Genomic DNA, 22408 nt, shown 5'->3' with positions numbered 1-22408 from the left:
TTGGCGGCGATGCCCCGGTGCAGCCCGGCCTGCCCGCGCTTCCGCCGAAGGCGCCCCTTGCCGAGGCCCAGCCGGCGCTCTCCACCGATCCCGCGCAGCCGCCGGCTCCGGCCCAGGACAGCGGCCTCGCGCCCGAGCCCGAGCCGCAGGCCGAGCCCGAGGCGGCTGTGCAGGCACCCCCCGGGGAAGTCATTTCGGAAAATCCCGAAATGCCTGTCATCGAGCCTGAAGAGGGGCCGCCGTCAGAGGCCGCGCCGCCTCGCGTCACCGCCCTTGTGCCCGAGCGCCCGGCGGAGCCGCTCCCCTCCGAGGGACCGGCCATCGGCAAGCCGGCGACATCGCTGATCAACCGCGGAGCGGAAGCGACGGAGGACCAGGCGGCTGAGCCCGCGCCGGATGCGCCGACCTCGCCGGGCATAGGCGCCGCCCCCGAGAGCCGCCTGCCGGTGATCACCGAAGACGCTCCCGCGGCGACTCCAGAGACCGCGGTCTCGCCGCTGCGCCGCTACGCCGCCGCCTCCGACCTCGCGCCCGGCGCGGCCGCCATGTCCATCCTGCTCATCGACGATGGCGCCGGCCCGCTCGGCCCGGAGACGGTCGAGGCCTTCCCTTTCCCTGTGAGCTTTGCCATCGCGCCGACCCATCCCGATCCCGCGGCCGCCGCCGATGCCTACCGCGCGCGCGGTTTCGAGGTTCTGGCACTGGCTGCACTGCCCGAGAATGCCACCCCCGCCGACACGGAAATCGCGCTCGAAGGCGCCCTCAGCACCGTGCCTGGTGCCGTCGCCGTGCTGGAAAGCGACGATCTGGCGCTGCAGCACAACCGGGCGATCTCGGAGCAGGCGGCGGAATTCCTCGCTGCCTCGGGCCATGGGCTGGTGATGATGCCGAACGGGCTCAACACCGCCGAAGCGCTGGCCCGCCGCGCCGGCGTGCCAAGCCTGACGGTCTTCCGCGATTTCGATGGCAAGGGGCAGGAGCCGCGGGTGATGCGCCGCTTCCTCGACCAGGCGGCGTTCCGGGCGCGGCAGGACGAGAACGTGGTGATGCTGGGCCGGCTGCGGGCCGACACGGTCTCGGCGCTGCTGCTTTGGGGACTACAGGACCGCGCGAGCAGCGTCGCCCTGGTCCCGGTCTCGGCGCTGCTGCTCCGGCAGGAGGACGACGGCTGACCGGCGCTTTCTTCTAGGGTCAAATATCTCGGGAGGCGGAGCCCCTCTCGCCGCCTGGTCTCGCCCAGGTTTCGAGGGAAGCGCCCAGATCGCCGTAGCCGGTGAGCCGCCGCTCGAAGGCGAGCCCGAGCCTTGCGGCGTGCTCCGCGGCCAGATCCGCGGTCGCCGCGTCCTCCACCTGCGCGAGGTGCACGAGGCTTCGGTAATTCCCGAAATAGAGATCCCGCAGTTCGGGGTGTCGGTCGAGCCCAAGCGGGCGCCAGACGAAGGCGTCGAACTGGCGTACGAGAAAATCGGTGAGGTAGAAGCTGGTCATCTCGCCGCGGGCGGCAAAGCGCCCGATGCCATCGAACAGGGCGTAGCAATGGGCGCCGGGCAGCATCTCTATTCCGAGCGCGTCGCAGAGCGCCGCAAGCCGTCCCCCGGTGCCGCAATCGGCGTAGAGCAGCTTGATCTCGGGATAGGACGCCCGATGTCGGGTGACGGCGGCGCGCACGGCGTCCGGGATGTGTTCGGGTGTATTGTGCAGCTTGGCGGGCAGGCAGATGAGGTCGAGATGTTCCAGCCCGCTCTGCCGCGTCACCGCGAGGATCTCGCGGGCCAGCGCGCCGCAGGCAATGAGCAGGATGCGCCCGGGGGCAGCAGCGGCCGGGCACAGGTCATAGCCCTGTTCGGCCAGCGCCTGGTCAGAGGACGCGGTTTCGGAGTTCGGAAGGCGGTCGGCGGCTGTGGCGCCGTCAGGCGCGGGTGTCATCCGCAGGCACCGAAGCCATGCCCCAGCGGATCAGCAGGGCGACGCCGAGCAACAGCGGGATGACCTTGCTCGCGCCCCAGGCAAACAGCGCCCAGACCGTGAAGCCCGCGGAGGCGATCACCGCGATCAGAAGCGTTACGAGAGTGGTCACCGGCATCGGGGTCTCCTTTCCCTTCTTCTGAAGATAGGGGCCAGACTGCCCGAAAGCAAAGAGAAATCCGCATTTCCGTCACATTGCCCCGGAAACACCCTGCAATTTTCCGCTCGTCGTCGGCGGCGGCGGAGCCCGGGTGGCGCGCGCTCATCCGGCCGCGGCTCGGTTGTGGCGGCGCGCGATCAGCGCCTTTGCGGTCTCCACCGCGACCGCCGCGTCGCGGCAATAGGCATCTGCACCGATGGCCCGGCCGAACTCCTCATTAAGGGGCGCGCCGCCGACCAGCACGATGTAATCGTCGCGCAGACCGCGGGCCACCAACGTGTCGATTACCACCTTCATGTAGGGCATGGTTGTGGTGAGCAGGGCGGACATGCCGAGGATATCCGGCTTTTCCGCCTCCATCGCTTCGAGATAGGCCTCGACCGCGTTGTTGATGCCGAGGTCCACCACCTCGAAACCGGCGCCCTCCATCATCATCGAGACGAGGTTCTTGCCGATGTCGTGGATGTCGCCCTTGACCGTGCCGATGACCATCTTGCCGATGGTCGGGGCCCCGGTCTCGGCCAGCAGCGGCTTGAGGATCGCCATGCCGCCCTTCATCGCCCCCGCCGCCAGCAGCACTTCGGGCACGAAGAGGATGCCATCGCGAAAATCCTCGCCGACGATCTTCATGCCGCCGACCAGCGCCTCGGTGAGCACCCGGTAGGGCGGCCAGCCGCGGCCCAGCAGGATCCGCACGCCCTCTTCGATCTCTTCTTTCATGCCGTCGTAGAGATCGTCGAACATCTGCTCGACCAGCTCCGCGTCGTCGAGGTCGGACAGGATGATCTCTTCTCCGGACTCATCTTCGGACATGGGCACCTCCCTTGCGCTGCCTCCAGCCTGCGCCTCGGGATCGCGCGCCACATGGCCGATTGCGACATGGCCGGGACCGCAGGCGACGCGGAGCCGGCGGGGCTTGCGCATGTTCGCGATATGTTCCATATCTGGAGCATGTGCGCCGCCAGCCGATCCGTCGAGAGGGAGCGCCGCAAGGGGCGCGGCGCCGCCTCCCGCGACAGCGGGCGGTTCGAGCGGCTTGCCTATGAGGATGCCCATGACGGCTGGGAAATCCCCGAGGAACTGCCCCCCCCTTCGCACCGAGGTCAGCGAAGAGCGCCCGCGCAGCCTGATCAACTACGTGCGCTCGCCCGATCTGCCCTTCGATCGGACCATCAACCCGTACCGAGGCTGCGAGCACGGATGCATCTACTGCTTCGCCCGGCCCAGCCACGCCTACCTCGGGCTCTCGCCGGGGCTGGATTTCGAGACGAAGCTAGTGGCCCGGCCGGACGCGCCCGAGGTGCTGGCGCGCGAGCTGCGGGCGAAGCGCTATGTGCCCGCGCCGCTGGCGATCGGCACCAACACCGACCCCTACCAGCCGATCGAGCGGGACCGGGGCATCATGCGCGCCTGTCTCGAGGTGCTGCGCGACTTCCGGCATCCGGTGGCCATTGTCACCAAGGGCACGCTGATCGAGCGCGACATCGACATCCTTTCGGAAATGGCGGCGCAGGGGCTGGTGCGGGTGGGCATCTCGGTCACCACGCTTGACGCCGATCTCGCGCGCCGGATGGAGCCACGCGTGCCGTCGCCGGCGCGGCGGCTGCTGACGATCCGGCGGTTGAGCGAGGCCGACATCCCGGTGCGGGTCATGGCCTCTCCCATGGTGCCCGCGCTGACCGATCCCGAGCTCGAACACATCCTGCAGGCCGGGGCCGAGGCAGGGGCTGTCTCGGCGAGCTGGATCATGCTGCGCCTGCCGCTGGAAGTCGCGCCGCTCTGGCGTGCCTGGCTCGAGGAGCATTACCCGGGCCGCGCAGCGCGGGTCATGGCGCGGCTGCGCGAGATGCATGGCGGCCAGGACTACTCGGCGCAGTGGCACAGGCGGATGCGCGGCGAGGGCACCTATGCGCAGCTCATCGCGCAGCGCTTCGACAAGGCGGTGCGGCGGCTCGGGCTGGATGCGGAACAGCCGGCGTTGCGCAGCGATCTCTTCCGCGCGCCGCAGCGGGTGGGGGATCAGCTGTCGCTGTTCTGAGCGAAGGCAGATCTTTTCGACGAGATCTGCACCTTCCTTCGATGGAAGTTGCCAGGCGCACGCTCCGAACGGGTTCGCGATTGCAGAAGATGACGGTCTGTTCCGCGTTCTGGACCGCCCGGACTCCCCGCCGGTCAGGCTTCGCCAGCAAACGCTCGCGCCCGACGATGCGCTCGATGCCGCGGGTCTTGCGCCGGACCACGCCGCCCTGCGACGCGGCGCGGCTGAGGAAGACGTGGCGCAGCCGGTTTTTGGATCGAAGCGGAAGCGGCAGCTCGGACATGCCGAAACCTGCCGCCCCCTTGGTTAACGGGCAGTGAAGGGTGATCGCGGCGAGCCGCCTCAGCCCCGCTGCCGCCTTCCGCGCCGGAGGCGCGCGGGACTGTCCTCGCCGAGCCCCTCGCTTTCGGAGCTGAAGGCGCCCAGCATGCCGGCGATCCGCTCCAGCGTTGGGCGCGGCCCGAGTGGACGGCTCTCCAGCGCCTTGCGCATGGCGCGCAGGTGCTCGGGCGTGGTGCCGCAGCAGCCGCCGATGATCCGCGCCCCGGCATCGCGGGCCATGACCGCATAATCGGCCATCACCTCGGGCGTGCCGTCGTAGTGCAGTTTCCCGTGCTCGTAGCGCGGGATGCCGGCGTTGCCCTTGGCGATGATCGGTCGCTCGGTGCCGCTCGCGGCGAAGCCGAGCACGCTGCGCAGCAGGTCCGACGGGCCGGTGCCGCAGTTCGCGCCGAAGGCGATGGGCGGGGTCGGCAGGGACTCGACCAGCCGCCCGAAGTCGGCGGCGGTGACCCCCATCATGGTGCGCCCGGCGGTGTCGAAGCTCATGGTGCAGCACCAGGGCAGGCCGACCGTCTCGAAGGCTTCGGCGGCGGCACGGATCTCTTCCGGCGCCGAAATGGTCTCGAGCCAGAGCACATCGGCGCCACCCTCCTTGAGGCCCGCCGCGGTCTCTTCGAACATCTCCACCGCCAGAGTGTGCGACAGTGGGCCGATGGGCGCGAGGATCTCGCCAGTCGGGCCGACGGAGCCCGCCAAGACGATCGGGCGCCCGGCGGCATCGGCCACCTCGCGGCCCAGTTCGGCGGCACTCCGCGACAGCGCGCGGGCGCGGGGGGCGGCATCATGCAGCTTCAGCCGCGCGGCGTTCGCGCCGAAGGAATTGGTCAGGAAGATGTCGGAACCCGCGTCCACCGCGCCTTGGTAGAGCGCGCGGATCCGGTCCGGGTGGGTCTCGTTCCAGAACTCCGGGGCGTCGCCCGGGGCCAGGCCCATGCTGAACAAGGTGGTGCCGATACCGCCGTCGGCGAGCAGCCAGTCTCGCTCCGCAAGCAGCTTGGAAAGCGCGTCGGTCATGAAATGCCTCTTGAAAAAGTCTCCTCCGGGGCGGGAAATTCCACATCCCGCCGCGCGCCGCAATCCCTTGCGCGGCGGCAGCGGCGGGGCGCTCATGAGCGGCGTGTCTCAGCCGGCCATGCCGGGGCCGCGCAGCACCATGAGCTCGCCGACGTTCTCGCGGGTGACATAGCCGAGCACGTGGCTCCCTGCGTCGATCACCGCCACCGCGGGCGCCTGAGCCAGCGCGTCGAGCACCGATTGCAGCGGGGCCGCCAGCGGGAGTTGCGGCACGTCTGTCATGAATTCCGAGACCTGCCTGGTGGCGTGGTCCTCGGCGATGCCGCGAAAGAGCGCGTCGCGGGTCAGGAAGCCGGCAAGCTGGCCGTCCGGGGCAAGGACGGGGAACTCGTGCTGCGTCGTGCGGATCAGGGTCTGCCCGGCGGTGGCCAGCGTGTCCTCGGGCCGCAGCGTCTCGAAGCTGGTGATCATCGCGTCCCGCGCCAACAGATCATGCGCTACGGCGCGGCTGGCCACGTCCTGGCTCTCGGCCTGGCCGGCGAAGAAGACGAAGATGGCGATGAGGATCAGGATGAAATTGCCCGAGCTCAGCCCCCAGAAGGCCAGACCAAAGGCGAGAATCTGGCCGGTCACCGCTGCCGCGCGGGTCGCTCTCACCCGGTCAGTGCGCAGCGCGAGAACCGCGCGCAGGACCCGCCCGCCGTCCATCGGGAAGGCCGGGAGCATGTTGAAGAGCGCCAGCGCGAGGTTGATCGAGGCGAGTTGGCTGAGAAAGGCCCCGGTTCCCTCGCCAAGGCGCGACAGCGCGCCCATGTCCGAGTTCGCGCCGAGCAGCAGCAGCACAAGCCAGATCGCCACGTTGACCAGCGGGCCGGCGATGGCGACGGCGATCTCCTGCGCGGGTTTCTCGGGCATGCGCTCGAGCCGGGCGAGGCCGCCGATGGGCAAGAGGGTGATGTCGGGGGTCTTGATGCCGAAGCGCCGCGCGGTCAGCGCGTGGCCGAACTCATGCGCCACGACGCAGGCGAAGAGGGCGATGATGAAGAGCACGTTCTGCACCGCCGCCGCCATGCCGCCCGTCGACCAGGCGGCGACGCCGATCCAGAGCAGCAGCAGGAAGAAGGTCGCATGGACGCGCAGCTCCGATCCGAAAAGGCGGCCGATGGGAAAGGACCAGTGCATGGGGCGTCTCCTTGCCGGGGATGTTGCGAAGCGCGTTCAGGCCTCGTCCACGAAAATAGGCAAATCCCGGCGTCACGTAAGGGGGCAGTGCAGCGGCGTCCTGCCGCGGAGGTCTTTTCTGCATTCCCGCGCAACCCCGGCTCTCGCACCGCGTTGAGCCTGCAGGGCAGAAGGCGGGCTGACCGCGTCGCCGCGCCCTTTGCCAACGGAGGATGTCATGAAAACCATTGCCATTGCCACCGCTCTTTTCGGGCTCGCCGGTGCCCCGGCGATCGCCGCCACCGCGACGGCGCAGCTCGCGGGGACCGATGGCAGCAACATCGGAACCGTCACCGTCACCGACACGCCCTCGGGCATGGCCCATGTCACGGCCGAGCTGCAGGGGCTGCCAGAGGGCGTGCACGGCATACACATCCACGAGACCGGCGACTGCTCGGCAAGTGACTTCACTTCGGCCGGAGGCCATCTCGCGGGGGAGGCCCAGCATGGGGTGATGGTCGAGAACGGCCCGCATCCGGGGGACCTGCCCAATGCCCATATCGCGCCGGATGGCTCGGTAACGGTCGAGGCCTTCCTGCCCGATTTCGACGTGGCCGAATTGATGATGGACGACGACGGCTCGGCCTTCATCGTGCATGCCGGCGCGGATGACTACGAGAGCCAGCCCTCGGGCGACGCGGGCAGCCGCCTGGCCTGCGGGGTCTTCGAGGGCAAGTGATGCACCGGGCCCGGCGCTCCGGTGCCTCAGCCCTTGCGCCGGGCCCAGGCGATCGCATCCTCGAGCCGGTCGTCGCCCCAGAACAGCTCGTGACCCACGGCGAATGTCGGCGAGCCGAAGATCCCCAGCGTCATCGCGTCGGCGGTGGCGCTGGCCAGCGCATGGACGATTTCCTCGGAGCCGGCGCGCTCCATCACGCGCTCCGGGTCCTGGCCGATTTCGCGCAGGCTTTCCGAGAGGTTGGGGTCTTCACCGGCGGGCTCTCCGAGTTCGAACCAGCGGCGGTAGGTGGCCCGGGTATAGTCGATGCCCCAACCCTCGCGCATGCCCAGTACCGCGACCTCATTGGCAGAGACCAGCCCGGCCAGCGGATAGGGAGCGGGCAGGACCGGGCTCAGCCCGTATTTCGCCGCGCGCCGGGCGATGTCGCGCCACATGTAGGCGGTCTTTGCAGGCTTGTCCTTGAAGGGGATGTTGTTCTGCGCGGTCATCACGTGGCGCACGTTGAAGGGTCGCCAGGTGAAGGTGATGCCCGCGTCCTGCGCCACCCGTGGCAGGCGCATCACCGTGAGGCAGCTGTAGGTGCTTCCGATGGAATACCAGAAGTCGATGTTGGTCATGCCCAATCCCCTTTGTGGGGAGACTAGCAAATTCCGGTGCGAAAAGCGCCCCACTGGCTCAGCCGGGGATCAAAGGTCCAGATCGTATCGCTTGCAGACAGAGCCGTCGGGCGTGCGCCAGGTGCGGAAGCCCATCGCCTCGTAATAGCCCTGACCCTCGGAATTGGCGGCGCCGATATAGGCTTCGATGGCGGGGACACCGGCGCGCAGCGCCGCCTCGCGCGTGGCGCGGAAGAGCCCCGCTCCAACGCCGCGCCGCGCCGCCTTGGGCGAGACATGGGTGCCGATGAAACCCCAGCCACCGGGCGTGCCATATGCATTGCCCTCGAGCGTCCGCTTCATCGATTGCAGACCGAGCAGCGTGCCGTCCGCATCCTCGGCGACGAAGCAGCACACGCCCTCTGGGTTCTGCACGTAGTGCGTGAGCACGAACTCCTCATCCGACCGCACGCTGCGCTTGCCAGCGGCCACCAGGTCCTGCAGCAGGCGCGACAGCGCCGGAGCATCCGCCGGGACGGCCCGGCGGATGCTCACGAGCGCCGTCTCAGCCATTTCCCGAGCCCGTGAAGCGCGCCGCGTCCGCCGCCGCGCGCCGGATGGCGTTCGACTTGTGCACGGTCTCCATGTACTCGGCTTCGGGGTCGCTGTCGTAGACCACGCCGCCGCCCGCCTGGATGTAGAGCTTTTCATCCTTCACGATGGCGGTGCGCAGCGCGATGCACATGTCCATATCGCCACCGGCGCTGAAGTAGCCGACGCCCCCGGCGTAGACGCCGCGCTTCTCGGGCTCGAGCTCGTCGATGATCTCCATCGCGCGCACTTTCGGCGCGCCCGAGACGGTGCCCGCTGGCATGCCGGCGAAGAAGGCCGAGAGCGCGTCCTGATCCTCTGCCAGCTCGCCCACCACGTTCGACACAATGTGCATGACGTGGCTGTAGCGCTCGATGGTGAACTGCTCGGTCGGACGCACGGTGCCGATCTTCGAGACCTTGCCGGTGTCGTTGCGCCCGAGATCGAGCAGCATGAGGTGCTCGGCCAGTTCCTTCTTGTCCGCCAGCAGGTCGGCCTCGAGCGCCCGGTCTTCCTCTGGGGTCGCGCCGCGCGGGCGGGTGCCGGCGATTGGGCGGATGGTGACCTCGCGGCCGAAGACCCGCACGAGGATCTCGGGGGATGCGCCGATCACCTGGAAGCCGCCGAAGTTGAAATAAAACATGAAGGGCGACGGGTTGGTGCGCCGCAGGCTGCGATAGAGCGAGAAGGGCGGCAGCGGGAAATCCTGCGTCCAGCGCTGCGCCGGGACCACCTGGAAGATGTCGCCGGCGCGAATGTAGTCCTTGGCCTTCTCGACCGCGGCCTTGTAGCTCTCGCGGGTGAAGTTCGAGACCGGCTCGCCGATCTCGCGCGCCTCGCCCAGCTCGCGGCCCGCCTGCGGCAGGGCACGCTCCAGATCGCGCACGGCATCCATCACCCGCTCAGCGGCCTGCGCATAGGCGGCACGGGCGGATTGGCCCGACTGCACCCAGGCAGGGGCCACCACCGTCACCTCGCCCTTCACCCCGTCAAGAACAGCGACCACCGAGGGGCGCAGCATCACCGCGTCGGGCAGGCCGAGCGGGTCGGGGTTGACGTTGGGCAGGCGTTCGACCAGCCGGATCATGTCATAGCCAAGGTAGCCGAAGAGGCCCGCCGCGGCCTGCGGCAGATCCTCGGGCAGGTCGATTTTGCTTTCCGCGATCAGCGCCCGCAGGGAGGCGAGCGGATCGAGGGTTTCCTCCTCGAAGGCCTCGGGATCGAAGCGTGCCTGGCGGTTCAGCCGCGCCTCTTTGCCGTGGCACTTCCACACGAGGTCCGGCTTCATGCCGATGATCGAGTAGCGCCCGCGCACTTCGCCGCCGGTCACCGACTCGAGCATGAAGGCGTCCTTTGCCGCCCCCGTCAGCTTAAGCATCAGCGACACCGGCGTGTCGAGGTCGGCCGCGAGCCGCGTGTAGACGACCTGGTTCTCGCCCGCCTCGTAGGCGCGGGCGAAGTCGTCGTAGGAGGGGGTCAGGGATGCCATGGTCTTACCGGAAGTTGGTGTGGACGGCATTCACCGCCTGCTGGTCGATGTTGACCCCGGCGCGCTCCTGAATGTCGGTGACGAAGGCGCGGAAGAGGTCCTGCGCCACACTGCTTGCGGCGCGGTCCTGCAGCAGCCCTTCGAGCTGCTTGGAGGCATCGCTCTCGCGGTCGACCGGGGTCACCGCGTCGAGCTGCATGATGAGTGCCGCACCGTCGCCGGGAAGGGCGCGGGTTTCGCCCGGCTGCATCTCAAAGGCCGCTTCCAGCAGGCCACCCGGCAGGTCGGAGATCTGCGCGTCGCGGGTCAGGGTCTTTTCCTGCATCGGCTCGAGCCCAAGGTCGACAAAGCTGGCACCGCCGGCGATCTGTTGCGCCAGGTCTTCGGCCTGCGCGACCAGCATCTCGGTGGTCTTGTCCTTGTCCCAGCCCGCGGCAACCTCGTCGCGCACTTCCTCGAAGGGGCGCGGCGCGGGCGGGCGGATCTCGTCGAGGCGCAGGGCGAAGACGCCGCCGTCCCCCAGATCGGAGATCGAGGGGTAGTCCTCCTCGGTCACTGCCTGCGCGGCCTCGCGGAAGGCGTCATAGCCGGCGATGGTCTCGTCGCTCTGCTCGTTCCACGCGATGGTGCCAAGCTCCATCTCGGTGTCGCTTGCCAGCTCTTCCAGCGTCGCGCCGCCGGCCAGCTCGTCGTCGAGGCTCTGCGCCATGCCCTCGATCACCCGGCGGGCGCGGTCGAGCGCCAGTTCGTCGCGCAACGACGGCACGGCTTCCTCGAAGGGGGTTTCCTGCGCGTGCAGGATGGCGTTGACGCGGTAGAGCGCCGGTCCGAGGTTCGAGGGCAGCGGGCCCGCGACTTCGCCGGTGTCGAGCGCGTAGACGCCGTCACCAGCCTCGCCGAGCTCGCCCTTTGTCACGTCGCCGAGGTCGGTGTCGGCAAGCTGAAGGCCGCGCTCTTCGACCAGCCCCTCGAAGCCGATCTCGCCCGAGGTGATCCGGTCCATCGCCTGCTGTGCCTCGGCCTCGTTGCCGAAGACCAGGCGCTCGACCAGGCGGCGCTCGGGCAGGTTGAACTCGGCGCTGCGCTCTTCGTAGGCGGCGCGCAGGGTCGCCTCGTCCAGCTCGACGCTGTCGACGATCATGTCGGGGGTGATCCAGGCGTAGGTGATGACCTTGGTCTCGGGCAGGGTGAACTGCTCGAGATGGGCGTCGTACCAGGCCTGAAGCTCCTCGTCGGTGGCTACCGGCAGGCCGGTTTCCAGTGCGTCGGCGCTCAGGCGGGCCCAGGTGAAATCGCGGGTCTCGCCAGCCCAGCCAAGCAGCGTGTCGACATAGGTGTCGGGCAGCGTGGTGCCGGAATAGATCGCGGAGTTCAGCAGGTTGCGCGCGCTTTCGTTGCGGAGGCTGGCTTCGAACTCGGCCTCGGTAAGACCGGCGTTGCGCAGCGCGTAGGAATAGCTCTCGCGGCTGAATTTGCCGTCGGGGCCCTGGAAGGCGTTGACCTGGCCGAGCGCCTCGGCCACCTGGTCGTCGCCGACCGACAGGCCGATGCGGGCGGCCTCGTCATCGAGCGCGGCGTTGGTCACCACCTGCGCCAGCACCTGGCGGTCGATGCCCAATTGCTGTGCCTGCTCGAGGGTCATCGGCTGGCCGGTCTGCGCTTCGAAGGCGCGCATCTCGTTCTGCAGCGCGCGGGAATAGTCGTTCACCGAAATCTCGGTATCGCCGACGGAGCCGATGCCACGCAGGCCGCCGCTGAAGTTCACCGTGCCGAAGGCGCCGAAGCCCATCACCACGAGGATCAGGAGACCCCATACGAGAGTCTTGCCGATGCTGCTCTTGCCGCGTGCCATGCGCTGCCTCTTGATCGTGTGTTTCTGGCGTCGGGGTTTACTGGGCCAAGTCCTTGCTCGCAAGGGCTGTTGCACCCTGCTGCTGGACGGGCCAGTCCAGCACCTCGAGCCGTTCGAAGAGTTCGCCGATCTCTGCGCGGTTCACATTGGCGAATGCAAAGCGGAATTGCCGGGCGCCGCGCGGGTCGGTCTCGGGCATGAACATGGTGCCCGGAAGGGTCAGCACGCCGGCTTCCTTCACCAGCTTCGGCGCGAGCTGCGCCGAGCTATCCGTGAAGGGGTGCTCGAGATAGGCGAAATAGGCGCCGAGGCCGAGCAGCTTCCAGCCCCTGGCTTCGAGCCGGGGCATGTTGTCGGCGATGGCTGCGCGGCGGTCGAGGATCTCCTCGCGCTCGCCGGCGACCCATGGGCCAAGGTTCTGCAACCCCCAGAGCGCCGCACGCTGCCCGAGCTGCGTCGCGCAAATGGTTATTGTATCTAGGAATTTCTCGACCTCTGGCAGGAGGTTCTCGCCGGCGATGATTGCGCCGACGCGGTGGCCGGTAAGACGGTAGGCCTTGGAGAAGCTGTAGAGTTGGATCAGCGTGTCACGGCCCTCGGGGGCGTTCAGGAGGTCGTGGGGCGCACCGTTGCGGCTGTCGAAATCCTTGTAGGTCTCATCAATGATCAGCCTGATCCCGTTCTCGTGCGCGAGGTCGAAGAAGGCCTTGAGGGTCTCTGCGGGGTATTCCTTGCCGCCGGGATTATTGGGCGAAACAAGAACGATGGCGCGCGTTCTTGAAGTGATGAGCGAGGCTGCGGTGGCCACCTGCGGAAGCAACTCGGCGTCGGTCGGCAGCGGCACGGTGGTGACGCCGGACATGTCGAGCCACATCTTGTGATTGAAGTACCAGGGTGTCGGCAGCAGAATCTCGTCGCCTTCCCTACAGAGCGCGCTGATGCAAGCTGCGAAGGCTTGGTTGCAACCGGATGTAATTGCTACGTTTTCGCTTGACACATTTGCGCCATAATGGGCCGACCAGTGGCGCGCCAGTTCCTCGCGCAGCTCGGGCATGCCGAGCACCGGGCCGTAGAGGTGGGTGGCCGGATCGGCCAGCGCCTCGCCCATGGCGGCGATCAGCGGCGCGGGCGGCGGGTCGATGGGAGCCGCCTGGCTCACGTTGATGAGCGGGCGATCTTCGGGAAACTCGATGCCGTCGAGCCAGCGCCGCGCCTCCATCACCGGCGGGGCGAAGGTGGTTTGCGTGCGGCTCTTGCTGGTCATTTTCGGTCTCTCCCTGAGTGTTGGCCGGACGCTATCAGCGGCCCAAGTCAGGGGGAAGAGGGCTCAGGAAACTTCCTCGGCGTCAAAGGCTTCGCGCGAGGCGCGGATCGTCTCGTGGTTGCTGTCGGCCCAGACCAGCAGCGCGCCGATGGGCGCCAGCGCCGAGCGGCCGAGGTCGGTGAGCGCGTATTCCACCGAGGGCGGCTTCGTCGGGAAGACCTGCCGCGAGACCATACCGTCGCGCTCGAGCTGCCGCAGAGTCTGCGTAAGCATGCGTTTGGAAATGTCGCCAACCTGCCGCTGCAACTGGGAAAATCTCTTTGGTGAGGGTTCGAGCGCGACGAGGATCAGCAGCGTCCACTTCTGGCCGACCCGATCGAGCACGTCGCGCACGGGGCATTGCGCCTCGTCCTCGGGCGCGCCGGTCCAGGCCGCCATGCTGTCGAGCATCGCCCGCACGGGATCGGAGATCTCCGGGAGAGGGTTCCCTGAATGTAACCTTGTCATGTGAAAGTGCCTCCTTACGAGGTCGGGATAGTCGGTCTATTTATGAGACCATATCTCGAATCGGAACTCTGCGCCAGGGCAGGGGCCTCGGAAAGGAAAGACCATGTCAGACACACTCGACTATCTGATCACCGGCGCAACCGGACAGCTCGGCGCGCTTGTCCTGAAGCAACTGAAGGCGGCGGCCCCTGGCGCGACGATCGGCGCGCTAGTGCGGCGGCCCGAAGCGGCTGGCGCCCTTGAAGCGCAGGGTTTTGCGGTGCGGGTCGCCTCCTACGACGATCCGGCGGCGCTGGACGCGGCTTTCACCGGGGTCGAGAAGCTGCTGCTCATCTCCTCGAGCGAGGTCGGCAAGCGCGCGGCGCAGCATGACAACGTGGTCAATACGGCCAAGAAAGCGGGCGTGAAATTCGTGGCTTACACCTCGATCCTCAAGGCCGACAGCTCGCCACTGACCTTGCTGCCGGGAGAGCACGTGGCCACCGAACAGGCGCTTGCGGCCTCGGGCCTCGACTACGCGCTGCTGCGCAATGGCTGGTACAGCGAAAACTACGTGATGGGCGCAAGCGCGGCGCTGGAGCACGGCGCGCTGATCGGGGCCGCGGGTGACGGACGCATTTCCTCGGCGGCGCGGGCAGACTACGCAGCGGCAGCCGTGGCGGTGCTGACCGGCAAGACGCCACCGCGCGGCACGGTTTACGAGTTGGCCGGGGATCAGAGCTACACGCTGGCCGACTTCGCTGCGGCTCTGTCGGAACTCGGGGGCAAGGAGATCCCCTATGTGAACATGAGCGAGGCCGACTATGCCGCGGCGCTCGAAGGCGCGGGGCTGCCAGTGCCGGTGGCGCAGATGCTGGCCGACAGCGACAATGGCGCGGCGCAGGGTGGGCTCTACAGCGAGGACAAGACGCTTTCGACGCTGATCGGTCATCCGACGACCCCGTGGACGCAAACACTGGCGGCCGGTGTCTCGGTCAAGGTGTAAGCCCGGCGAAAACGGCTTACGCAAGAACGAAAGGGGCGCGGCCATCCCGACCGCGCCCCTTTGCAATTCACTTAGACCGAGGATCAGTCCGCGGTGCCGTGGAACGGCTTCACGTATTGCAGCGCCATGTCCCAGGGGAAGAAGATCCAGGTGTCCTGGCTTACCTCGGTGATGAAGCTGTCGACCTGCGGGCGGCCCATCGGCTTGGCGTAGACGGTGGCCACATGCGCCTTGGGCAGGTGCTTGCGGACCACTTCCAGGGTGCGGCCGGTGTCAACCAGATCGTCGATGATCAGCACGCCCTCGCCATCGCCCATGACTTCCATGTCGGGGAACTTGATGACCTTGGGCTCGGATTGCGCCTGGTGGTTGTAGCTTTTGACCGAGATGGTGTCGACGATCCGGACGTTGAGCTCGCGCGCCACGATCATTGCCGGGGCCATGCCGCCGCGGGTGATCGCGACGACGGCGCGCCACTCGCCACCACCCTCGGGCTTGTGGCTCTGCAGGCGCCAGGCCAGGGCGCGGCTGTCGCGGTGCAGCTGGTCCCAGCTGACGTGGAAGCCCTTTTCATGGGGCAGGCGGTCGGTCATCTCGGGCATAGGGCTCTCCCTGTCGGATGTCTGTCGGTCGGAAGGGCGAGGCCCTTGGAGGTGAAAGGGCTCAGCCCTTGGAAATGTCGGGCGCGTCGACGGCCTTCATGCCGACGACATGATAGCCCGCGTCGACGTGATGCGTCTCGCCGGTCACGCCTGCGCCGAGCTCGGACAGCAGGTAGAGCGCCGATCCGCCGACATCGTCAATGGTCACGTTGCGGCGCAGCGGCGAGTTGTACTCGTTCCACTTCATGATGTAGCGGAAATCGCCGATGCCGGAGGCGGCCAGCGTCTTGATCGGGCCGGCCGAGATGGCGTTGACCCGGATGCCGTCCTTGCCGAGATCCTCGGCGAGGTAGCGCACCGACGCCTCGAGCGCCGCCTTGGCCACGCCCATCACGTTGTAATGGGGCATGATGCGCTCGGCGCCGTAGTAGGTGAGCGTCAGGGCGGAGCCGCCGTTGTTCATCATCTTCTCGGCGCGCTGCATCACCGCGGTGAAGCTGTAGACCGAGATATCCATGGTCAGGTTGAAGTTCGAGCGGCTGGTGTCGACGTAGCGTCCGCGCAGCTCGTTCTTGTCCGAGAAGCCGATGGCATGGACGACGAAATCGAGGTTGTCCCAGCGCTCCTTGAGCCCGTCGAACAGCGCGTCGATCGAGGCCTCGTCGGAGACGTCGCAGGGCAGCACGATGTCCGAGCCCAGCTGTTCGGCCAGCGGATCGACGCGTTTTTTTCAGCGCCTCGCCCTGGTAGGAGAAGGCAAGCTCCGCCCCCGCCTCATGCAATTTCTTCGCGATGCCCCAGGCAATCGACTTGTCGTTGGCGAGACCCATGATCAGGCCGCGCTTCCCGGCCATCAGAGTGTTTGACATACCTGACCTCTACCCGGCATTGATTTTGTTTGTGTCCTTTAGGCGATTGGCCCGGAGGCATCAAGAGTTTGGACGTCTGTTCCGGGCAAGGGCGGGCGGGAAAAGGAGACGGCAGATGAGCGATCGCGGTGGAATTTTTGCAGGTGACGACCCTTTCATCATCGCGCAGCGCTGGCTGACCGAGGCCGAGGAGACCGAGCCCAACGATCCCAATGCGATCGCGCTGGCAACGGTGGATGGGCAGGGGATGCCCAACGTTCGCATGGTCCTGCTGAAGGAAATCGAGGCAAATGCCTTTGTTTTCTACACCAATTATGAAAGTGCCAAGGCAGAGGAAATTTTGGGCAGCAGTAAGGCAGCCTTTGTGCTACACTCGAAAACACTGCGGCGTCAGGTCCGGGTTCGTGGACATGTTTTAAAGGAGGATGGCCCGCAGGCAGACGCATATTACGCGTCGCGCTCGCTGAAATCTCGTTTAGGGGCATGGGCGTCCAAACAGTCCAGGCCTCTAGCGTCGCGGGCATCGCTTATGGCGGAGGTTGCCAAGATTACGGCGACCAAGGGGCCGAACCCGCCGCGGCCCGATTTTTGGGGGGGGATTTCGCATCACTCCCGTAGAAATTGAATTTTGGGCCGATGGCGCGTTCCGGTTGCATGACCGGTTCGTCTGGAGGCGCACAAGTGTTTCGGATGAGTGGACAGTGACCAGGCTAAATCCGTAAAAATCATGTTACGCGAAATGCAATTTGGTAGAAAATATAGGTTTCAATGACTTGCAATTTAACGTCACCCTAACGCAATTGGGGGCGGGGATACGCAAGACGACCAGTGGAAACGCATTTGACACAAGAAGAGAGTGAAACGCGGCGCGTTCTTGGCCGGGTGAAGTGGTTCGATCCCGTGAAGGGTTTCGGCTTCGTCATCTCGGACGAGGGAGGACCCGACATATTGCTGCATGCGAACGTGCTGCGCAATTTCGGCCAGAGTTCCGTGGCTGACGCCGCCCGCATTGAAGTGAGTGTCCAGAGCACCGAACGTGGCATTCAGGCCACCGAGGTGTTCAGGATTGAGCCGCCCGAGGCGCCCGCGGGCGTCCCCTTGGCGGATTTCGAGGAGATAGATCCCGAGATCATCAGGTCGGCACCGCTCGAGCCGGCCCGGGTGAAATGGTTCGACAAGGCCAAGGGCTTCGGCTTTGCCAATGTCTTCGGCCGCGATCAGGACGTCTTCATCCACATCGAGGTGCTGCGGCGCTCGGGGCTCGCGGATCTGCAGCCCGGCGAGGCGCTGGCCATCCGGGTGATTCAGGGCAAGCGAGGCCAGATGGCCACGGAGGTCTGCGCATGGGAAACCGCGGTGGAACACTGAGCCTCGTGGCGGCGCTTGTGGTCGGCGGGCAGGCGGCGCAGGCCGCCTGCGACGTCAACGAGCTGCAGCTTCGTGGCGACTGGGGCAGCGCCCGTTTCGCCGTGGCCGTGGCCGACAGCGTCGAGGAACGAGCCCGCGGGTTGATGTTCGTCGAGCAGATGCCGTCCGCGGCCGGGATGCTCTTCGTCTATGACGAGGCGCATCCGGTGTCCTTCTGGATGAAGAACACGCTGATTCCGCTCGACATGGTCTTCGCCGATGCGCAGGGGGTCGTCACCTTGGTGCATGAGAATGCCATCCCGGGCGATCTCACCAGCATCGACAGCGGCGCGCCGACGCAATACGTGCTCGAGATCAACGGCGGCATGGCGGCCCGTCTCGGCATCGCTGCGGGGAGCCAGATGCAACACCCGGCGATCACCGAAGCGGCTTGGCCCTGCGACTAGGATTTTCGGCTTTTCAATTCCGGGAGAGCCTTGTATTGGCTCTCTCGTCGGGGCGTAGCGCAGCCTGGTAGCGCGACGGTTTTGGGTACCGTAGGTCGGAGGTTCGAATCCTCTCGCCCCGACCACTGCGCAACGCGCGCACACCCTCCCATACATAGAGTTCTCCAGAATCGAGACTTTCAGGCCGGCCGTTCGGTTGCGCGCCGGGGGCCTGACTGTGACGTTGCGTCTTGCCGCGCGCTGCGGCGGAGAGGCGTGTCCTTTCTGCATCACGGCACGATCGGCGTGGATAGGCTCACTGTGGAGCCCGAGGAGACAATCCACCACATCTTGTGTCAGGCTGACACAAACTGTGTCGGTTTCGTTCGACGGATGCCCAAAGGCCCTTCTGCGACGGAAGTGCCAAAAATATGCCAAACTTCCGAGGTCGCATAGGTCTAGTGCCTTATTGTCGGCGTATCGCCAAATATATGGGTCAGGCCGGAATTTTTCGTTGACCGATGACGCGGTTGTGAGACAGTTTGTGGCTAACGGACCAAGAGCCACAATATGTAGTGGCCTTCCGCAGGGACAGATTACGGGAACGCCAGAAAAAGGGGGCTGACGCGCGAAGGCGTGTCTGCCGGCGGGCCTTCTGTGCCCTGCAGTCCGGATTTTGATTTGGGCCAGCAGGCAAGGGCAGAGACCATGAAGATCGAAAGACGGTATACGACGGCGGGGCAGGACGCCTATGCGGGCATCGACTTCGTCACCACGACTTCCGAAATCCGCAATCCCGACGGCAGTTCGGTCTTCAAGCTCGACAACATGGAGGTGCCCGCTGGCTGGAGCCAGGTCGCCTCGGACGTGATCGCCCAGAAGTACTTCCGCAAGGCGGGCGTTCCCTCGGCGCTGAAGACGGTGAAAGAGGCGGGCGTACCCGAGTTCCTCTGGCGTTCGGTTCCGGCCGAGGCCGACACCCCGCGCGGCGGCGAGACCTCGGCCAAGCAGGTCTTCGACCGGCTGGCGGGTGCCTGGACATACTGGGGCTGGAAGGGCGGTTATTTCACCACCGAGGCCGACGCGAAGACGTATTACGACGAGATGCGCCACATGCTGGCAAGCCAGACCGCGGCGCCGAATTCGCCGCAATGGTTCAACACCGGGCTGCATTGGGCCTATGGCATCGACGGCCCGGGCCAGGGGCACTCTTACGTCGACCACAAGACCGGCAAGCTCACGAAGTCCAAGTCCGCTTACGAGCACCCGCAGCCGCACGCCTGTTTCATCCAGTCGGTCAGCGACGACCTGGTGAACGAAGGTGGGATCATGGACCTCTGGGTGCGCGAGGCGCGGCTGTTCAAATACGGCTCGGGCACGGGCACCAATTTCTCGTCGCTGCGCGCCGAGAACGAGCGTCTCTCGGGCGGCGGCAAGTCCTCGGGCCTCATGGGGTTCCTCAAGATCGGCGACCGGGCGGCGGGGGCGATCAAATCGGGCGGCACCACGCGCCGAGCCGCGAAGATGGTGATCGTCGATGCCGACCATCCAGACATCGAGGATTTCATCAATTGGAAGGTCAAGGAGGAACAGAAGGTCGCCAGCATCGTCGCCGGCTCCAAGATGCACGAGAAGATGCTCAACGCCATCTTCGACGCAATCCGGCAATGGGACGGGGCCGAGGCGTCCGCCTATGAGCCTACGGTCAACGCGGCGCTGAAGACGGCGGTGCGCGAGGCGAAGAAGCTCGCGATTCCCGAGACCTATATCAAGCGGGTGCTGGATTACGCCAGGCAGGGCTATGCCAGCATCGAGTTCCCGACCTACAACACCGACTGGGACAGCGAGGCCTATGCCAGCGTCTCCGGCCAGAACTCCAACAACTCGATCCGCGTCACGGATGCCTTCCTTCGGGCCGTGCGCGAGGATGCCGATTGGGAGCTGGTCCGCCGCACCGATGGAACGGTCGCCAAGACCCTGAAAGCACGCGATCTTTGGGAGCAGGTGGGGCACGCAGCCTGGGCCTGCGCCGATCCGGGCATCCAGTTCCACGACACGGTCAACGCCTGGCACACCTGTCCCGAGGACGGGGCGATCCGCGGCTCGAACCCGTGCTCGGAGTACATGTTCCTCGACGACACAGCCTGCAACCTTGCCTCGATGAACCTGCTGACCTTCCTGAAGGACGGAAAGTTCGATGCGGAGAGCTACGTGCACGCCACACGGCTCTGGACGCTGACGCTCGAGATCTCGGTGCTGATGGCGCAGTTCCCCAGCAAGGAGATTGCCCAGCTTTCTTATGATTTCCGGACGCTTGGCCTCGGCTACGCCAATATCGGCGGGCTCTTGATGACCATGGGGCTGAGCTACGACAGCGACGCGGGCCGGGCGCTCTGTGGCGCGCTGACCGCCGTCATGACCGGCACTGCCTATGCCACCTCGGCCGAGATCGCCGGCGAGCTGGGCACCTTCGCGGGCTTCGCGCGCAACCGCGATCACATGCTGCGGGTGATCCGCAACCACCGCACTGCCGCCCATGGGAAGGCGGATGGCTATGAGGCGCTCGCGGTGAAACCCGTGCCGCTGGATCACGCGAATTGCCCGGACCAAAGCCTTGTAGAGCTTGCTAAATCCGCATGGGACGAAGCGCTGGAGCTGGGCGAGAAACACGGCTACCGGAACGCCCAGACGACGGTGATCGCGCCGACCGGGACCATCGGTCTCGTGATGGACTGCGACACCACCGGCATCGAGCCCGACTTCGCGCTGGTGAAGTTCAAGAAGCTCGCGGGGGGCGGCTATTTCAAGATCATCAACCGCTCGGTGCCCGCGGCACTAGCGGGCCTTGGGTACAGCTCCAGCCAGATCGAGGAGATCACCTCCTACGCGGTCGGCCACGGCTCGCTCGGCAATGCGCCGGGGGTCAACCACACGGCGCTGATCGGCCATGGCTTCGGCAAGGCGCAGCTCGAAAAGATCGAGGCGGCGCTTGCCACGGCCTTCGACATCCGTTTCGTCTTCAACCAGTTCACGCTCGGCGAGGAGTTCTGCCGCGGCACGCTGGGGATCCCTGCCGACAAGCTGACCGATCCCAGCTTCGACCTGCTGCGCCACCTCGGCTTCAGCAAGGCCGAGATCGAGGCGGCGAACGACCATGTCTGCGGAACGATGACATTGGAGGGGGCGCCCTTCCTCAAGGACGAGCACCTCGGCGTCTTCGACTGCGCCAACCCCTGCGGCAAGAAGGGCAAGCGCTACCTGAGCGTCGACAGCCACATCCGCATGATGGCCGCGGCGCAGAGCTTCATCTCGGGGGCGATCTCGAAGACCATCAACATGCCCAACTCGGCCACCATCGAGGATTGCCAGAGGGCCTACGAGCTGTCGTGGTCGCTGGGGGTGAAGGCCAACGCGCTCTACCGTGACGGCTCAAAGCTCAGCCAGCCGCTCGCGGCGGCGCTGGTCGAGGATGACGAGGACGCGCAGGAGGTGCTGGAGACCGGGACCCCCGCCGCCAAGGCGCAGGTGCTTGCCGAGAAGGTCATCGAGAAGGTCGTGGTCAAGGAACTGGTCCGCTCGCACCGCGAGAAGATGCCCGACCGCCGCAAGGGCTATACCCAGAAGGCGGTTGTCGGCGGGCACAAGGTCTACCTGCGCACCGGCGAATATGGCGACGGCAGCCTCGGCGAGATCTTCATCGACATGCACAAGGAAGGCGCGGGTTTCCGGGCGATGATGAACAACTTCGCCATCGCGGTCTCGGTCGGCCTGCAGTACGGCGTGCCGCTCGAGGAATTCGTCGACGCCTTCACCTTCACCAAGTTCGAGCCCGCGGGCATGGTGCAGGGCAACGACAGCATCAAGAACGCGACCTCGATCCTCGACTACGTGTTCCGCGAGCTGGCCGTCAGCTACCTCGACCGCACCGATCTGGCGCATGTGAAGCCTTCGGGCGCCAGCTTCGACGATCTCGGGCGCGGCGAGGAAGACGGGCTCGGCAATGTCGAGGAACTGAGCGAAAGCGCCGCAACCCGCTCGCTCGAGGTGCTCAAGCACATCTCTTCGTCGGGCTACCTGCGCAAGCGCCTGCCGCAGGAACTCTCGGCGCTCGGTACGCTGATCTCCGAGGAACGCCCCGCGGCGGTGTCAATGACCGTGACCACGTCGTCGCTTGCCATGGATGCGCGGACCAAGGCGCGGATGCAGGGTTACGAGGGCGAGGCCTGCGGCGAGTGCGGGAACTACACGCTGGTGCGCAATGGCACCTGCATGAAGTGCAACACCTGCGGCGGCACCTCGGGCTGCAGCTGAGCATACACGGGCCGGGTGCCATGCCCGGCCCCTGGCCCTGCCGAGGGGCCGAAACGCCCGATATGCCCCCTGGGGAGCAAGAGGTTCAGGCGAGCAAGGCACTTGCACAACCCCGACCGCAAGCGCC

18 protein-coding genes, 1 tRNA gene and 3 pseudogenes are annotated in these 22408 nt (G+C 66.5%); 9 read left to right on the top strand and 13 right to left on the bottom strand.

Features of this window, described 5'->3' with window-relative positions; all coding sequences use genetic code 11:
• Positions 1-1172 (top strand): divergent polysaccharide deacetylase family protein (locus CLG85_RS16660; RefSeq protein ID WP_260349636.1); only part of this gene is annotated, 1172 nt, incomplete at its 5' end.
• 19 nt (positions 1173-1191) lie between these two features.
• Here the strand turns inward: CLG85_RS16660 and CLG85_RS16655 are convergent.
• From CLG85_RS16655 to CLG85_RS16645, 3 genes are all read right to left on the bottom strand, one after another.
• Positions 1192-1926, bottom strand: a complete 735-nt coding sequence (locus tag CLG85_RS16655; RefSeq protein ID WP_260349635.1) for a DUF1638 domain-containing protein — start codon at positions 1924-1926, stop codon at positions 1192-1194.
• Positions 1910-2083: a hypothetical protein gene (locus CLG85_RS16650; protein WP_176476442.1), complete on the bottom strand. Its 174-nt coding sequence runs from the start codon at positions 2081-2083 to the stop codon at positions 1910-1912. The genes CLG85_RS16655 and CLG85_RS16650 overlap by 17 nt, the downstream gene beginning before the upstream one ends.
• A 144-nt stretch (positions 2084-2227) precedes the next feature.
• Entirely contained in the window at positions 2228-2938 is a 711-nt protein-coding gene (locus CLG85_RS16645; protein ID WP_095880443.1) for a cobalamin B12-binding domain-containing protein, read from the bottom strand.
• Between the two features lie 120 nt (positions 2939-3058).
• Between CLG85_RS16645 and CLG85_RS16640 the strand changes: the two are divergent.
• A pseudogene (locus CLG85_RS16640) lies at positions 3059-4163 on the top strand (PA0069 family radical SAM protein).
• Between the two features lie 342 nt (positions 4164-4505).
• On the opposite strand, the gene bmt reads toward CLG85_RS16640, so the two are convergent.
• Positions 4506-5519, bottom strand: a complete 1014-nt coding sequence (bmt, locus tag CLG85_RS16635) for a betaine--homocysteine S-methyltransferase (protein ID WP_260349633.1) — start codon at positions 5517-5519, stop codon at positions 4506-4508.
• A 108-nt stretch (positions 5520-5627) separates the two neighbouring features.
• A complete protein-coding gene (locus tag CLG85_RS16630; protein WP_095880445.1) occupies positions 5628-6701 on the bottom strand; it encodes a site-2 protease family protein in 1074 nt (357 codons plus the stop codon).
• Positions 6702-6918: 217 nt separating this feature from the next.
• On the opposite strand from CLG85_RS16630, the gene CLG85_RS16625 reads away from it, so the two are divergent.
• The gene (locus CLG85_RS16625) at positions 6919-7419 is read left to right on the top strand and encodes a superoxide dismutase family protein (RefSeq protein ID WP_095880446.1); all 501 of its coding nucleotides are present in this window, start codon (positions 6919-6921) and stop codon (positions 7417-7419) included.
• A 26-nt stretch (positions 7420-7445) separates the two neighbouring features.
• Here CLG85_RS16625 and CLG85_RS16620 read toward each other — a convergent pair whose 3' ends face one another.
• The 6 genes from CLG85_RS16620 to CLG85_RS16595 form a co-directional block, all read right to left on the bottom strand.
• Positions 7446-8039: a 2-hydroxychromene-2-carboxylate isomerase gene (locus CLG85_RS16620; protein WP_095880447.1), complete on the bottom strand. Its 594-nt coding sequence runs from the start codon at positions 8037-8039 to the stop codon at positions 7446-7448.
• Between the two features lie 69 nt (positions 8040-8108).
• Positions 8109-8591: a GNAT family N-acetyltransferase gene (locus tag CLG85_RS16615; protein ID WP_095880448.1), complete on the bottom strand. Its 483-nt coding sequence runs from the start codon at positions 8589-8591 to the stop codon at positions 8109-8111.
• Positions 8584-10098, bottom strand: a complete 1515-nt coding sequence (gene trpE / locus CLG85_RS16610; protein WP_095880449.1) for an anthranilate synthase component I — start codon at positions 10096-10098, stop codon at positions 8584-8586. Before trpE ends, CLG85_RS16615 begins: the two co-directional genes overlap by 8 nt.
• Positions 10099-10102: 4 nt before the next feature.
• On the bottom strand, positions 10103-11950 hold the full coding sequence (locus CLG85_RS16605; RefSeq protein ID WP_095880450.1) for a SurA N-terminal domain-containing protein: 1848 nt from the start codon (positions 11948-11950) through the stop codon (positions 10103-10105).
• 37 nt (positions 11951-11987) lie between these two features.
• The gene (locus CLG85_RS16600) at positions 11988-13214 is read right to left on the bottom strand and encodes an aminotransferase (RefSeq protein ID WP_095880451.1); all 1227 of its coding nucleotides are present in this window, start codon (positions 13212-13214) and stop codon (positions 11988-11990) included.
• A 63-nt stretch (positions 13215-13277) separates the two neighbouring features.
• Positions 13278-13664 (bottom strand): winged helix-turn-helix transcriptional regulator, encoded by a 387-nt coding sequence (locus CLG85_RS16595; protein ID WP_260349638.1) that lies wholly within the window; start codon positions 13662-13664, stop codon positions 13278-13280.
• 160 nt (positions 13665-13824) lie between these two features.
• Between CLG85_RS16595 and CLG85_RS16590 the strand changes: the two genes are divergently transcribed.
• Entirely contained in the window at positions 13825-14706 is an 882-nt protein-coding gene (locus CLG85_RS16590) for an SDR family oxidoreductase (RefSeq protein ID WP_095880453.1), read from the top strand.
• 83 nt (positions 14707-14789) lie between these two features.
• Here the strand turns inward: CLG85_RS16590 and gpt are convergent, their stop codons facing one another.
• Positions 14790-15299, bottom strand: coding sequence for a xanthine phosphoribosyltransferase (gene gpt / locus CLG85_RS16585; RefSeq protein WP_095880461.1), 510 nt, complete (start codon positions 15297-15299; stop codon positions 14790-14792).
• Positions 15300-15369: 70 nt separating this feature from the next.
• Positions 15370-16177, bottom strand: a pseudogene (gene fabI, locus CLG85_RS16580) (enoyl-ACP reductase FabI).
• Positions 16178-16292: 115 nt separating this feature from the next.
• Here fabI and pdxH point away from each other — a divergent pair.
• From pdxH to CLG85_RS16555, 5 genes and pseudogenes are all read left to right on the top strand, one after another.
• Positions 16293-16899, top strand: a pseudogene (gene pdxH / locus CLG85_RS16575) (pyridoxamine 5'-phosphate oxidase).
• A gap of 106 nt (positions 16900-17005) precedes the next feature.
• A complete protein-coding gene (locus tag CLG85_RS16570; protein WP_095880456.1) occupies positions 17006-17545 on the top strand; it encodes a cold-shock protein in 540 nt (179 codons plus the stop codon).
• Positions 17521-17991, top strand: a complete 471-nt coding sequence (locus CLG85_RS16565) for a DUF192 domain-containing protein (protein WP_095880457.1) — start codon at positions 17521-17523, stop codon at positions 17989-17991. Before CLG85_RS16570 ends, CLG85_RS16565 begins: the two co-directional genes overlap by 25 nt.
• Positions 17992-18039: 48 nt before the next feature.
• Positions 18040-18116, top strand: a tRNA-Pro gene (locus CLG85_RS16560).
• A 562-nt stretch (positions 18117-18678) separates the two neighbouring features.
• Positions 18679-22281 carry a vitamin B12-dependent ribonucleotide reductase gene (locus CLG85_RS16555; protein WP_095880458.1) on the top strand — a complete coding sequence of 1201 codons (3603 nt, stop codon included), beginning with the start codon at positions 18679-18681 and terminating at the stop codon, positions 22279-22281.
• Positions 22282-22408: the final 127 nt, after the last annotated feature.

The sequence above is a fragment of the Alloyangia mangrovi genome (assembly GCF_002300555.2).
GTDB lineage: Bacteria > Pseudomonadota > Alphaproteobacteria > Rhodobacterales > Rhodobacteraceae > Salipiger > Salipiger mangrovi.
This window is presented reverse-complemented; position numbering and strand designations above follow the sequence as displayed.